Source organism: Aliiroseovarius sp. Z3, assembly GCF_029105185.1.
Lineage (GTDB): Bacteria > Pseudomonadota > Alphaproteobacteria > Rhodobacterales > Rhodobacteraceae > Aliiroseovarius.
On sequence record NZ_JAFMZK010000004.1, the window covers coordinates 326,988 to 341,708 of the forward strand.

The 14,721-nt window shown below is 59.0% G+C and carries 10 protein-coding genes; 7 read left to right on the plus strand and 3 right to left on the minus strand.

Going from position 1 to position 14,721, the window contains the following annotated elements:
* Positions 1 to 196 precede the first annotated feature (196 nt).
* Entirely contained in the window at positions 197 to 793 is a 597-nt protein-coding gene (locus J3R80_RS09775; RefSeq protein WP_275393582.1) for a transglycosylase SLT domain-containing protein, read from the plus strand.
* Between the two features lie 63 nt (positions 794 to 856).
* Here J3R80_RS09775 and pepN read toward each other — a convergent pair whose 3' ends face one another.
* Entirely contained in the window at positions 857 to 3,409 is a 2,553-nt protein-coding gene (pepN, locus tag J3R80_RS09780) for an aminopeptidase N (protein WP_275393583.1), read from the minus strand.
* 189 nt (positions 3,410 to 3,598) lie between these two features.
* Here pepN and J3R80_RS09785 point away from each other — a divergent pair, with 189 nt between their 5' ends.
* The 4 genes from J3R80_RS09785 (at position 3,599) to J3R80_RS09800 (ending at position 7,576) form a co-directional block, all read left to right on the plus strand.
* Positions 3,599 to 5,722, plus strand: a complete 2,124-nt coding sequence (locus tag J3R80_RS09785) for a malate synthase G (protein WP_275393584.1) — start codon at positions 3,599 to 3,601, stop codon at positions 5,720 to 5,722.
* 23 nt (positions 5,723 to 5,745) lie between these two features.
* Complete coding sequence (locus J3R80_RS09790) at positions 5,746 to 6,174, plus strand: heme-binding protein (RefSeq protein ID WP_275393585.1); 429 nt, start codon at positions 5,746 to 5,748, stop codon at positions 6,172 to 6,174.
* Positions 6,175 to 6,250: 76 nt separating this feature from the next.
* Positions 6,251 to 7,036 (plus strand): gamma-glutamyl-gamma-aminobutyrate hydrolase family protein, encoded by a 786-nt coding sequence (locus J3R80_RS09795; protein WP_275393586.1) that lies wholly within the window; start codon positions 6,251 to 6,253, stop codon positions 7,034 to 7,036.
* A gap of 69 nt (positions 7,037 to 7,105) precedes the next feature.
* Entirely contained in the window at positions 7,106 to 7,576 is a 471-nt protein-coding gene (locus J3R80_RS09800; RefSeq protein WP_275393587.1) for a cytochrome c, read from the plus strand.
* Between the two features lie 52 nt (positions 7,577 to 7,628).
* Here J3R80_RS09800 and J3R80_RS09805 read toward each other — a convergent pair whose 3' ends face one another.
* Both J3R80_RS09805 and J3R80_RS09810 read right to left on the minus strand, forming a co-directional pair.
* Positions 7,629 to 10,739 carry a Hint domain-containing protein gene (locus J3R80_RS09805; RefSeq protein ID WP_275393588.1) on the minus strand — a complete coding sequence of 1,037 codons (3,111 nt, stop codon included), beginning with the start codon at positions 10,737 to 10,739 and terminating at the stop codon, positions 7,629 to 7,631.
* Between the two features lie 345 nt (positions 10,740 to 11,084).
* Complete coding sequence (locus J3R80_RS09810) at positions 11,085 to 12,236, minus strand: aminotransferase class I/II-fold pyridoxal phosphate-dependent enzyme (protein WP_275393589.1); 1,152 nt, start codon at positions 12,234 to 12,236, stop codon at positions 11,085 to 11,087.
* 232 nt (positions 12,237 to 12,468) lie between these two features.
* Here J3R80_RS09810 and J3R80_RS09815 point away from each other — a divergent pair, with 232 nt between their 5' ends.
* Together J3R80_RS09815 and J3R80_RS09820 are read left to right on the plus strand one after the other, a co-directional pair.
* Positions 12,469 to 13,239, plus strand: coding sequence for a DsbA family protein (locus J3R80_RS09815; protein WP_275393590.1), 771 nt, complete (start codon positions 12,469 to 12,471; stop codon positions 13,237 to 13,239).
* Positions 13,240 to 13,322: 83 nt separating this feature from the next.
* Positions 13,323 to 14,705 (plus strand): N-acetylmuramoyl-L-alanine amidase, encoded by a 1,383-nt coding sequence (locus tag J3R80_RS09820; RefSeq protein WP_275393591.1) that lies wholly within the window; start codon positions 13,323 to 13,325, stop codon positions 14,703 to 14,705.
* The last annotated feature ends 16 nt before the right edge of the window (positions 14,706 to 14,721 follow it).

Genomic DNA, 14,721 nt, shown 5'->3' on the forward strand with positions numbered 1-14,721 from the left:
GCGGTGCGGCATTCGGGTGGTTTTCTGGCGATGGTAGAAAATTCCAAGCGCATACCAGCCCTGCAAATAAGGCATATCAGCAAGACTCTGCCCATTGCTGCGGTGCTGCATCCGTGCAGGTTGCTTAATGCAACTGCCCCCCTTACGAGGCCGGGATGATTTGAGTGGGTACGAAACCGGACCTGAGCGAGGGACGATGAAACGCTATATATTGGGCCTGTTGGCGGCAATGATGATTGCCCCAGCTGCACAGGCCAACGACATTTTTGGTTCGCGTGGGGTGCGTGCGCCGGTGTTGACGATGAAATGGGATGACAAGCCGCAAGCGCCGGCGTGGACGGATGCCACCATGGAGGCGCTGGAATCCCACGGGGCGATCCTGTCGGAAACCGTGCCGGACGACATCGAAGCGTGGTGCCCGGGCTATGAAAAGCAAGACACCGTCGGACGCAACGCTTTCTGGACGGGCCTTTTGTCCACCCTGTCATTCTATGAAAGCACGTGGCGCCAGACGGCCGTCGGCGGCGGTGGCAAGTGGTACGGGCTTGTTCAAATCCTTCCGGCCACCGCGCGCGGCTATGGCTGCGAGGCGCAGACCGGGTCCGCGCTGAAACAAGGCGAGTTGAACCTGAGCTGCGCGATCCGCATCATGTCGGTGACCGTGCCGCGCGACAATGTGGTGTCGCAGGGGATGCGCGGCGTGGCGGCGGATTGGGGACCGTTCCACTCCAAGCGCAAACGCGAAGCCATGCGGGCGTGGATCAAGGATCAGAGCTACTGCGCGATCAGCTGAGCCAATATACCTGATGAAGCAAAAAGGGCGGGCCATTCGGACCCGCCCTTTGTAATTGCAACGTCAGCTACCCAACATCCGTCCAACCATTTCCTGACTGTCACGACTCAGCCCGTCCGTTGCCGCAATGCGCCGCAGGGCGGTGGTCATCATGTCCTGACGATCCGCATCATAGCGGCGCCATGTCTCGAACGCGGTTGTCATCCGGGCCGTAATCTGCGGATTTACCGGGTCAAGTTTGATCAGCCAATCCGCGCTCAAAGCATATGCTTTGCCCGAGATATAATGGAAACCTGCGGTGTTCATCGCCAACGCGCCGAAAAGCGCGCGGAACCGGTTGGGGTTCTTCCAGTTGAATGCGGGGTCGTTGGTTAAGTTGTCCGTAATGTCAGCCGCTTTTTCGGGGGCTGCATGGGCGACCTGCATCGCAAACCATTTGTCCATCACAAGGGCGTCGTCTTCGAACCGGGTGCGGAAATCGGCAAGCGCCGCCGCCCCTTTTTCCACGTCCAGCAAGCAGCCAAGTGCCCCAAGGCGATGGGTCATGTTGTCTGCCGTGTCATAAAGAGCCTGCGCCGCAGCCCCGCCGTCCAGACGGTTGGTCAGCTTCAAAAGCTCCAGCCCCAGCGCCCGTTTGCCCGCCTGTTCCGCGTCGGGTTTGAAGGGGGCGTTGACCTCCATCTCGGCTGACAAACGCGGAAGAAGATCTTGCAGATGCTCTGCTGTTGCCTGTTTCAGCGTTTCACAGGCGCGATAGATTTTCTGCGGGTCTGGGGTGATCCCAGCGTCAAACAGTGTTTGCGCCAGATCGTCCTGCCCCGGCAGCCCCATCGCCAACGCCCGGAAGGCCGGGTCAAGGCTGTCGTCGCGCAGCATCACCGGCAGGGCGTCCAGATATGCGGACATCGGGGCATCCTCGTCCGTCACCAATGCGATCAACACGTCCTTGGCCAGCGCGCGCCCGGCTTCCCATTTGTTGAACGGGTCGGTGTCATGGGCCAGAAGGAAGGCGCGTTCGGCAGGCGAGCTGTCACGCTGGACGATCACCGGGGCCGAAAAATGGCGCAGGATCGAGGGGGTTGGCTTGGCACCCAGACCGTCGAAGGTGAAGCTTTGCCGGGCTTCCGTCAGCTCCAGAACCCGCGTTGATACGACTTCGTCTCCATTTGGGCCGATCAGGCCGACAGCAACGGGAATGTGCTGCGGCAACTTCTCATCCTGCCCAGGTGTGGGTGGCGTTTCCTGTTCAAGATGAAGGGTATAGGTGCCATCCTTAAAGTCATCTGTCACCTTCAGGCGCGGTGTGCCGGCCTGTTTGTACCAGCGCCGGAATTGCGTCAGGTCGCGGCCCGTGCTGTCTTCGAACACGCGCACCCAGTCTTCGATGGTCGCGGCTTCACCGTCATGACGATCAAAATACAGGTCCAGGGCTTTGTAGTATTCTTTTTCGCCAACCAGCGTTTTCATCATGCCGATCAGCTCGGCCCCTTTTTCATAGATGGTCGCGGTATAGAAATTGTTGATCTCGACAAAGCTGTCGGGCTGCACCTGATGCGCCAACGGGCCGTTATCTTCGCGGAACTGGCGACCGCGCAGGGCAATCACATCGTTGATCCGGCACACCGCCTTGGATCGCATATCGCCGGAAAACTGCTGATCGCGGAAGACTGTCAGCCCTTCCTTCAGCGACAGTTGAAACCAGTCGCGACAGGTGATCCGGTTGCCGGTCCAGTTGTGGAAATATTCATGTGCGATGATCGCTTCGATGCGTTCGAAGTTCGCATCAGTGGACGTGTCGGGCGACGCAAGCACGGCAGAAGTGTTGAAGATGTTCAACCCCTTGTTTTCCATGGCGCCCATGTTGAAATCGCTGACCGCAACGATCTGGAAAATGTCCAGATCATATTCGCGCCCGTACACCTCTTCGTCCCATTTCATGGACGCTTTCAACGCTTCCATGCCGAAGGCGGTCTTATCTTCGTCACCGGGGCGCACCCACAGTTTCAGGTCGACCTTTTTGCCGGACATGGTGGTGAAGCTGTCCTCGCGGGCGATCAGCTCACCCGCCACAAGCGCGAACAGATAGGCCGGTTTGGGCCAGGGGTCGTGCCATTCTGCCCAGCCGTCGCCCGACCCGGTCGGGTTGCCGTTGGACAAAAGCACCGGCATGTCACCTTCGATCCGCACGCGGAACGGGGCCATCACGTCGGGCCGGTCGGGATAGTAAGTGATGCGGCGAAAGCCTTCGGCCTCGCATTGGGTGCAATACATGCCGTTCGACATGTAAAGCCCTTCCAGCGCGGTGTTGGTTTCGGGGCTGATCTCGACCTCGGCTTCCCATGTGAAGGCTGACTCGGGCACGTCTGCTGTCAGTCCGCCATCGCATAGGTTTGGCGTGATTTGCTCGCCGTTGATGGCCGCGTGGATCAGCTTAACATGTTCGCCATGCAGGAAAAATTCGCGGGATGTCGCCGCCGGGTTCGGCGCGAACTGGATGGTCGACCGCACGCGTGTCGCCGTCGGATCCAGCACAAAGGTCAGCGATACCTCTTCGACCAACCAGTTGGGCGGGGTATAGTCGGCAAGGTAAATGGGTTGAGGTGTGGTGTCGGTCATCAGAAGTCCTTTCGGCTCGCGTGCAGGTCGGCACGTTAGACCCGGCAATCGGGGGCTGCAAGGCAAGAGCGACGCTTGGCTGACGATTAAGTTTTCCTTATCTGTCCGGGCAAGAAATCCCGCTTGCGATTCCGCTCTGTATGCGAGAGTCTACCGCGAATTCGACACTGTTGGGCAAAGGGGCCGGGGATGAGCGACTATATCGACCGCAAAGGATTATCAGTGCATCGCGAGCTGGGGCGATTTCTTGAAACGCGCGCGCTTGCCAAGACCGGACTGAAATACGACGATTTCTGGCGCGGCTTTGCCGATATCATTCACGAGCTTGGCCCGAAGAACCGAGACCTTCTTCAAAAACGCGAAACGATCCAACAGCAGGTCGACGACTGGCACAAGGTCCGTGCAGGCAAGCCGCATGATGCCGATGCCTATCGCGCGTTTCTGACGGATATCGGATACCTTGTCCCCGAAGGTCCCGATTTCGACATTGAAACCGCCAATGTGGACCCCGAGATTGCAGATATCCCCGGCCCGCAACTGGTGGTGCCGATCATGAATGCGCGGTTTGCCTTGAACGCAGCGAACGCACGCTGGGGCAGCCTTTACGATGCACTTTATGGCACCGATGCCCTGCGGGCCACACCGAAACCCGGCGGCTATGACCCGGAACACGGTGCCCGTGTGATTGCCTGGGGGCGTGATTTTCTGGATCAGGCGGTGCCGCTGGCCGATGGAAGCTGGGCGGATGTTGATGCCCTGACTGTCAAAGATGGTGCTCTGACCCCTGCGCTGGCTGACCCTGCCCAATTCGCGGGTTATGCCGAGGGGCGGATTTATCTAAAAAACAATGGCTTGATGATCGAACTTCGTCTTGATTCCAAGACCCCCGTGGGCCAGCAGGACCGCGCAGGTATCTCGGACATCCGGTTGGAAAGCGCGATGTCGGCGATCATGGATTGCGAGGACAGCGTGGCCGCCGTGGATGCCGAGGACAAGGTGCTGGCCTATTCCAACTGGCTGGGCCTGATGGACCGTTCGTTGACCGAAGAGGTTGCGAAAGGCGGCAAGAGCTTCACCCGCAAGCTGGCCGATGACATCCACTACACCGCGCCCGACGGTACGCCCGTAATCCATAAAGGTCGGGTGCTGATGTTGGTGCGCAATGTGGGCCACCTGATGACCAACCCGGCCATTCTGGACAAGGACGGACACGAAGTGCCCGAAGGCATCATGGATGCCGTCGTCACCACGCTGTGCGCCATGCACGACCTGATGCGCGAGGATGGCAATTCGGTCAAAGGGTCGATCTACGTGGTGAAACCCAAGATGCACGGGCCGGAGGAAGTTGCCTTTGCAGATGAGATTTTCACCCGCGTCGAGGCGATGCTTGGCCTGCCGCAATACACGGTCAAGCTGGGCATTATGGATGAGGAACGGCGTACAAGTGCCAACCTGAAAGAGTGTATCCGCGCGGCGAAACATCGGGTGGCGTTCATCAACACGGGTTTCCTTGATCGCACGGGGGACGAGATCCATACCTCGATGGAGGCAGGCCCGATGGTGCGCAAGGGGGATATGAAAGACGCCGCCTGGATCAGCGCCTATGAGGATCGCAACGTTGATTACGGGCTGGCCTGCGGGCTGCGCGGGCGTGCGCAGATCGGCAAAGGCATGTGGGCGATGCCCGACCGGATGGCGGACATGCTGGAGCAGAAAATCGGCCACCCGCAATCGGGTGCCAATTGTGCGTGGGTGCCAAGTCCAACCGCCGCGACCTTGCACGCCACCCACTATCACACGGTCGATGTTCTGGCCCGTCAGGATGAGATCGCCGCTCAGGGACCGCGTGGCACGCTGGACGACTTGCTGACCATACCGGTGGCGCAGGGTGTGAACTGGTCCGACGCTGAAATCCGGGACGAGATCGAGAACAACGCACAGGGCATTCTGGGGTATGTGGTGCGCTGGGTGGACGCCGGTGTCGGTTGTTCAAAGGTGCCGGACATTCACGACATTGGGCTGATGGAGGATCGCGCGACCTGTCGGATTTCCAGTCAGGCACTGGCCAATTGGCTGCATCACGGGGTGGTTTCCGACGCCGAGGTAATGGATGCGATGCGCGCCATGGCCGTGAAGGTGGACGCACAGAACGCCGATGATCCAACCTATGAACCGATGGCCCCGGATTTCGGGGGCGAAGCGTTCAAAGCGGCCTGCGATCTTGTTTTCAAGGGACGCGAGCAACCTTCGGGCTATACTGAACCCATGCTTCACGCCCATCGTTTGGCCAAAAAGGCGCAAATGGCGGGGTAAGCCACCCTTGGAAGGAGGATGAGATGGACAAGATCACTCTGGACGCCGCGCGTGTGATCGTTCGCGAAACGCTAAATCACGGTGCGAAGACCAATATGAAGCCCCTGTCGGTTGCCGTGGTCGATGCGGGCGGGCATCTGATTGCCTTTGAGCGGTCCGACGGCGCGCCGGTGGGCCGCTTCGAACTGGCACTTGGCAAGGCGCATGGTTCGGTCATGTTGGGCATCGGCGGCACCGCGCAGCGCGACCGTGCAGAAGCACAGGCCTATTTCATCGCGGCCGCCAATACGGCCTATGGTGGCAAGCTGGTGCCAGTGCCGGGGGGCTTCGTGGTTCGAAACGCGGCGGGCGATGTTGTCGGCGGTGTTGGTGTCACGGGCGACACGTCGGAAAACGACATGGCCGCAGGGGAGGCAGGGATCACCGCAGCAGGGCTGGTGGCCGAAGGCTGAACTGCGTCACGACCCGTTGTGCAGCCGACCCGGTTTCAGTATCCTATTGCAACCAAACCCATTTCCCGGAGCACCTATGACACGGCCCATCATCGGTATCATTGGCAACGCCTATCTGATCAATGACCAGTATCCGACCCACGCGGGCGGAACGATGAATTCCGAGGCGATTTCGCAGGTCTCGGGCTGTTTGCCCCTGATCGTGCCCTCGGACCCGCGGTTCGTGACGGTGGACGAGTTGCTGGACACCTGCGACGGTTTTCTGTTCACCGGGGGCCGCCCAAATGTCCACCCGGCAGAATATGGCGAGGATGAAACCGAAGCGCATGGCGAGTTTGACCGCTGTCGTGACGCCATCACCTTGCCCCTGATCCGCGCTTGCGTTGATCGTGGCCAGCCGTTTTTTGGCATCTGCCGCGGGTTTCAGGAAGTGAACGTTGCCATGGGTGGCACGCTCTATCCCGAAATTCGTGACCTACCGGGGCGGATGAACCACCGGATGCCACCTGATGGCACGCTGGAGGAAAAGTTTGCGATCCGGCATGATGTCCATTTGCAGGAAGGCGGCGTTTTCCACAAACTGCTAGGGGCCACCTGCGTGCGCACAAACACGTTGCACGGTCAGGGGATCAAAACCGCCGGGTCGCGAATTGTGATCGAAGGTCACGCCGATGATGGCACACCCGAAGCGATTGTGATCCAGGATGCCCCCGGCTTCACCCTGTCCGTGCAATGGCATCCCGAATACAACGCCACGCAGGATCCCGTTTCTCAGATACTGTTCCGCGCCTTTGGTGATGCCGCGCGCGATTGGTCCGCCCGTTCGGATGCGCGCCGAACGATGCACTCCTCTGTCGCCTGATCCACGTCCTTCTGTATTGACCTTCCTGCTGCTGGAACGCCCATCGTGGCGGCCAGAAGAGGAGACGGTATGATTCGATTCAATAGAACGGTGGTTTATGCAGGCATTGCATTGATCGTTATTTCACTGGCGGGTCTTAGCCTGTGGCGTCTTGCTCCGTCGCAAAATAGAGAGGCGACGGGCGCGGATGACGGCACCACGCCCGCAGATACCGCATCAAGCGATCAGATCGTTCCGGTCAGGATGCCCGTGTTGGAAGCATCCCAGCAGATTGGCCAAAGGGTGTTTACTGCGAAATGCGCTGCCTGCCATGGGCCCACCGCCGGGGGTGTGGATGGGGTAGGACCGCCCCTGATCCACAAAATCTATGAACCGTCGCACCACGCCGACATCGCGTTTTTCCGCGCGGCAGAGCAAGGTGTGCGGGCGCATCATTGGAAATTCGGCAACATGGAACCCGTCGAGGGGATTACCCGTGCCGAGGTGGCGCGCGTTGTCGATTTCATTCGCGTGGTGCAGAGAGAAAACGGGATCAACTGAAACCTGTATGGGCGCCGGTCAGGCGCCCATTTTTCGTTCGATACGCTCAGGTCTAGGCCACGCGGGGCAGGGCGCGTGCCTCGTAGCTGCGCAGAACCATGCGGGCTGTGTCACCATAGTGGCGCGGGTCTGCGCGCAGCTCCGGAAATAGTCCAAACAGCTCTTCGCGTGCTTTGGCGTCAATGGCACCCAAGCCTTCATGCCCCGGATGGAAGCTTTCTGTTGCGGCTTTGTTGGCAAACACAACCTCGTGCCGGTCGAACATCATGTGGAAGTAAGTCACCTGATCCGTTGGCTTGACCACGACGTCCTTGCCATCCAGCAGGTGCTTTGCGGGCACCATGACCTCGCGTTGGGCAAACAGCAACGCCGCCTCATGCCCGCTATAGACCATCCGGTGTTGTGGCGAGACCAGAAGCGGTTTGTCATTGCCAAACAGGCCTTGCGCAATCTGGATCGGGGCCAACTTGCCCATGCCCGAAACCGTTTTCTGACCCATCCAGCGGATCGGCTGCAGCCCATTGTCGCGGGTTACGACCATATCTCCGGGTCGCAGGTCTTGAATCGGGCGTTCCCCCCGATCCGTCAGGATCATCGTGTCCGTGGTGAAGCAGATGATCACGCTTTCGATATTCGTGAAGGTCAACACGGTGCCGTCAGACAGCGTCGCCGTGCCGTTCTCTGAATTGCCCGGATCAAAGACCACGTCATTCCAGTCATCGACCAGGTGGTTCAGATAGAGGGTATCTGTGTCGCTGTCATCGGCATCTTCACCGCCATCAATCGTGATCGTCGGGCCAGAACCATCAAGAGCCGTGTCGAAATCCAGGTTGAACGTGTCAGAGCCGAAGCCGCCTGATGCTGTGTCACCAGCCGCAACATTCAGTGTGTCGGTGCCGTCGCCGCCATCCAGCGTATCGACACCAAGCCCACCGGTCAGCGTATCATCACCGCCCTGGCCATAGATTGTGTCGTCGCCTTCACCGCCATCGAGTATGTCGTTTCCGCCAACGGTTTCATCAGGGACAAGATAATCTGCGTCTAACCGGTCGCTCGCGAGATTGGTGTTGTCAATGTTGACCCCGGTCAGTTCGATTGATTGGATCAATCCGCTGGTCAGGAAACTGTTGTCGGCATTTGTCGACAACTCTGGTGCCAGGTAGGTCTCGCCGGTTGTGGTTTGGAAAACCACGGCAGTAATAGCCTGTGTCGAACCATCGGAAAGGGTGACAATCGCATCGTAAACTGTGGCCGAATCCACGAAGTAGGTGCTGCCGTCGATTGTTACAGCCTCGGGTGTACCGCCGTTGTCATTGTCATTCGTACTCGTGTCGGAATTTGGATCCGTCGAGACCATTGTCTCGAAATTGTTATATAATTCGTTCCCAATACCGCCATATGTACCGAACAGGTCGCTTGCATTCTCTGTTATTCCATTGGATTCGTTGGGGTCCACATCTGCGAAGGTACCCAGATTAATAACAGTGTATGTATCGCCCAGCGTATTTGATCCGCCGATGCTGGTAGACGAATGGCCATCGCCATAGATGACATCGTTGCCAGTGCCACCGTCTACGGTGTCATCGCCATTTCCTGCAATGACCGTATCATTTCCGGCGCCAGCTATGATTACGTCGTCATGCGAACCATCGGCTGCGTCGTTGTTGTCGACGAAATCACCGTCTGGATCATTTGCATAGGCTGAGTTGATGACATCGTCGCCGCCGGTACCCTCGACCACGAAGTTGTTGCCGGTGTCGTCGCGGAAATCGTAGTCCCCGGTTGTCGCGGCGTCGCCATCGGTATCGGATAGGGTAAGATTGTCAGAGCCATCCACATCCGCGTCATTGACATCCCAGCCTGCCACATCATCGACAGCGTCCGCGATGCCGTCGCCGTCCGCGTCACCAGACGCGTCAATGGTGCCCTGATCAACGCCGTGACCGGCTTCGGCAACATCGTCGATACCGTCATTGTCGCTGTCTGTGTCAATGAAGTCGGCGGTTCCGTCGCCGTCCGTGTCAACCGGTGTCAGACCACCGGTTTCATAGGCATCGTCCAGACCGTCGCCGTCGCTGTCGACGCCTGTCGGTGCGACGTATCCGCCCGATGTCTGTGCCTCGACGTTGTCTGTAATGCCGTCATTGTCGCTGTCCAGATCGAGGTGATCAAAGATGCCATCGCCATCGGTGTCGCGGGGTGTGATCGTTTCATCAACATTGAATGTGTGGTCTTCCTGCGTTCCGAAATTCGGGTTCGCACCGGAATCGACCACTGTCACACCATCAATGGCGACCTCGTACTTGCCGAACGACCCGCCGGAAATCCCGTCGCCAAAGGTATCATAGACGGTGAACGTGTAGTCTCCGAGATCAGTGACCGCGACGTTCGTTACGGTTACGACATTGTTGGCCGGGTTGCCGGTCGCGATGACCGTGCCGCTGGCGTCTTTCAACTCCCAAGTGTTTTCAGCGCCCGACCAGTCATCCCCATCAAATGTAATGGTAATGGTGGATGGCGTGCTGGTTTGGTATTCGTCCGTATCAAGAATGCCGTCGCCATCGTCATCAAGATCGACGTTGTCGAACACCCCATCACCGTCAGTATCGACTGGAGGGGCCGCCGGAACGTCAAACGTCAGATCGCTGATGCCAGATCCGCCGGATTGGGTTCCGTTCGGTCCGGCTTCCAGCTCGACCTGTAACTCCGAAACGGGACCTGCGAGGTTGATCGACACATCGTTGGCAGTGGTGCCTGCGGCTTCAATGGATACCGAGCCATCCGGGTTCACGATAACGTTTTCGTCCACCAATCCAGTGATGCCTGCGATCACCGTGGCGCTGTCAATCAGGCTTCCACTGTCGTCGTAAGCGTAGATGGTCCAGTAATCGTCATAGGTCGATCCGCCATCATCATTCAGGTGTTGAATGTCAAAGGAAAGGTTTTCGACAGGGTTCGAGAAGTCGTAATTCGCGGTGATTGGCGACGTAACCCCGAACGCGCCGAAATCCGAGACATTATTGCCCCCCTGTGATGCATCCCAGCTGCCGGTAAACGTACCCGTTACCGTCGTATCATTGGCACCATCGCTTACAACCGTGCTGCCATTGACTGCGGTCCCACCTGCACCGGTCAGCCAATTGGTTTGGTCAAGAATAGCCATCTTTTCACCCCTTACGTAGAGGTCGAGAACACACATGGCCGATCCGCGAAGCCCCAAGAACCTCGCGCGCTGCAAGCTGCGCTAAACTGGAAAAGCCTGTAGTCCTGTTACCCCTAGAATCGTTACAAAATCGCAAACATCAGAACACCCGCAAAGCGAGCTGTTTTTTAATCCACTAAAATTGCGACAAGATGAAGGCATTTCCTCACAAAAACGGTGTTGTATGGGTGCTTAGGGGTAAACGAAATCAATTAGTTGCTATGATTGTATATCAATAGTGGAATATATTTTTCGACACTCCCGATTATGGAGAGTGCAGCGCGGGCATTCCAATCGATTCCCGGCTTAGATCTCGCTTTTGCGCGCGCTCATGTATGATGTGAGTCGCTTTAGTCCGTCGCGGATTTCACCGATCGACCGCGCATAAGAAAACCGCAATGTCTGATGCCCGCGAACCGGGTCGAAATCCAGTCCGGGGGTCACGGCCACACCGGCCTTGTCCAGAATATCCTTGGCAAGAACCCGGCTGTCATTGGTCAGGTCGCTGACATCGGCATAGATATAGAACGCACCGTCGGGCGGGGCGATCTTGTCGAAGCCGATCTTGGGCAGCTCTTCGATCATCAACTGGCGATTGGCGGCATAGGTGGCGAGGTTCGCGTCCAACTCGTCACGCGCATCAAGCGCGGCCAGAGCCGCGATTTGACTCGCGTGCGAGGGGCAGATGAACATGTTCTGGGCCAGCCTCTCGATCAGGCGCACGTGATCTTCTGGCACGATCATCCAGCCCACACGCCATCCGGTCATCGAGAAATACTTCGAGAAGCTGTTGATCACATAGATGTCGTCTGACACCTCCAGCGCCGACACGGCGCGCCCTTCATATTGCAGACCGTGATAGATTTCGTCGGCGATGAAGCTGGTGCCTTGCGCGTGACAGGTGCCGATCAGCCCTTCCAGGGCGGCATGGTCCAGCATTGTGCCTGACGGGTTGGCGGGCGAGGCGGTGATCAGACCGGCCAGATCGCCGGGAATTTCGGAAGGGACGGGTTGCAGGCGATTTTCCGCTTTGGTCGGAATACCCACAGGGATCAGGTTCAGCGCCTTCAGGATTTGCCGATAGGACGGGTATCCCGGCTCGCCCAGCCCAACCTTGCCGCCCGCATCAAACAGCGCAGTGAAGGCCAGAATGAACGCGCCCGAACTGCCCGGTGTGATCACGACGCGGGCCGGGTTGATATCCAGATTATACCAGTCTTTATAAAGCCTTGCGATGCCTTCCCGAAGTGCTGGAAGACCAAGCGACACGGTATATCCCAGCGCATCTTTTTCCATGGCGTCGACAAGGGCCGCACGTGCCCCGGTGGGGGCCGGTGTCGATGGCTGACCCACCTCCATATGAATGATGTCCCGACCCGCGACCTCGGCGGCGCGGGCGGCTTCCATCACATCCATGACGATAAACGGATCGACAATCCCGCGGTTGGAGTTTTTCATTATGTCCTCACTAAGCTGCGCGCCCGTGTGGGTGCCCTTGGCGTGCTGTAAAGTCAATGGCGCGCGGGCGCGGGTTTTGTCGCAGGCCCGTGTGCCGGTCGCCGGTTGGCAGCGCCGCGCCAATGGCATAAACGCTTGGGTGATCGCGGGATTGTGCAGTTACACGGCGCACCCGGTTGCTAGAGTATGCGCGCGCCCATCTGGCGCGACCAAACAAGAACGGACGAACGACATGACATTCACACGGACTTTGGCGCTGACAACGGCCCTGACCGCCGGGCTGACACTGGCTTCGGCGCTGCCGGGCACTGCGCTTGATCTGAGCGCAATGACGGATGACGAACGCAACGCCTTTCGCGACGAAGTCCGCGCCTATCTTCTGGACAATCCCGAAGTGCTGATGGAAGCCATCGGCGTGCTGGAACAGCGTCAGGCCGACGCACAGGACGCGATGGATGTGGATCTTGTCAAAGTCAATGCCGACGCGCTGTTCAACGATGGCTATTCCCACATCTCGGGCAACCCCGACGGCGACATTACGATTGTCGAGTTCGTGGACTATCAATGCGGATATTGCCGCAAATCCTATGACGTCCTGCAGGAACTGGTGGAGAAGGACAAAGGGGTGCGCCTGATCCTGAAGGAATTCCCGATCCTCAGCGAAGCCAGCATGTTGTCGGCCCGCTATGCGATTTCGGCCCAGACCCAGTTCGGCGAAGACGCTTATGCAGCATTGCATGACGCCCTGATCACCCTGCGCGGCAATGTGACAACTGAAAGCCTGATCAAGCTGGGCAACGATCTGGGACTGGACGGGCAAGCGATCGCCGACGGGATGGACGCCCCGGAAGTGGACAAGATTCTGGCCGAGAACCGGGCGCTGGGACAACGGTTGCAGATCACCGGCACGCCTGCCTTCGTGATGCATGACACGATGGCGCGCGGCTACATGCCGCTTGAGCAGATGGAACAGATCATCGCGGCCAAACGCGAAGAAAGCTGATCCCGCGTCCATTAGCGGCTGACCTTCTGGGCAGGGCTTGATAAGCTCTGGCCAGAACACAAGTCGGGCAAGGTCAAATCACGATGTCAATACGGATGAAACGCGGGGCAGGGGCGATCCTGCTGGCGGCGGGCTTGTCTGCCCTCGTTGCAGGATCGGGGATCGCGCAGGAGACCGCAGCCCCGCTTACATCTGTGTTGCCGGCACCGCGACCTGCGCAGAGTGTTGTCAACTCGCCCGATGTGGCCGCCGCAAAGACAGCTTTGTCTTCGTCACCCAAGCCAGATCCCGCCGCACGAACGCTGACCGGGTTGGCACGGTTGACCGGCACCGGCGTCACCATCACCGATCGCTGGCGCAGTGCGACGCTTGAGATCGCGATGACCCGTGCCGTTCCTTGGCGGGTCTTCACGCTCGACGATCCGCAGCGTGTGGTTGTGGACTTCTCGGAACTGGACTGGACCGGTCTGGACCTGGAGGCGCTTCAGGCGTCCTCGGACCGTGTGGTCGATGTCCGGGCGGGGTTGTTCCGCCCCGGCTGGACCCGTCTTGTCCTGACACTTTCTGCCCCGATGGTGGTCGAAAACGCCTGGATGGCAACGCCGGACTCTGACAACGCCACCGCCGTGATGCGGTTGGATCTTGCACAATCCACGCCCGAAGCGTTCTCGGCCATCACCGGCGCGCCCGACAGCGCCGTGTTCGCCCCTGCCGCACAACAACGCCCCATGCCGTCCCCCAAAACCCGCCAGACCGGGTTTGGCGATCTGGTGGTGGTGCTTGATCCCGGCCATGGCGGAATTGATCCCGGAGCAGAGCGCGAAGGCGTCGTGGAAGCCGACTTGATGCTGACGTTTGCGCGGCAGTTGAAGGAAACGCTGTTGCGCGCAGGCGGATTCAAGGTCGTGATGACCCGGGACAGTGATGTGTTCGTCCCGCTCGAGGAACGTGTCACCATCGCACGCCGGGCGGGCGCGGATGTGTTCCTGTCGCTGCACGCGGACGCGCTGGCGCAGGGCAGGGCGACGGGGGCAACGGTTTATACCCTGTCCGAAGACGCGACGGATGCTGCCTCTCGATCGCTGGCCGAACGGCACGACCGTGAAGACATCCTCGCAGGGGTTGACCTGACCCGGCAATCCGACGAGGTGGCGTTGGTCCTGATGGATCTGGCGCGCACCGATACCACGCCGCGTGCCGAAGCTCTGGCCGATGCGCTGGTCGAAGGGATCTATTCTGCCACCGGTTCGACTTACAAAACCCCGCGTATGAAGGCCGGGTTTTCGGTGCTGAAAGCACCGGATATTCCATCGGCCCTGATTGAATTGGGTTTCCTGTCCTCACCCCGCGACCGCAAACTCCTGCAGGATGAAAACTGGCGCAATCGGGCGGCAGAGGGCATACGGGATGCGCTGCAGTACTGGTCACTGCAAGACGCCACTAAAGCCGACCGTCTACGGCAGTAACGCTTTTATTTCAAAT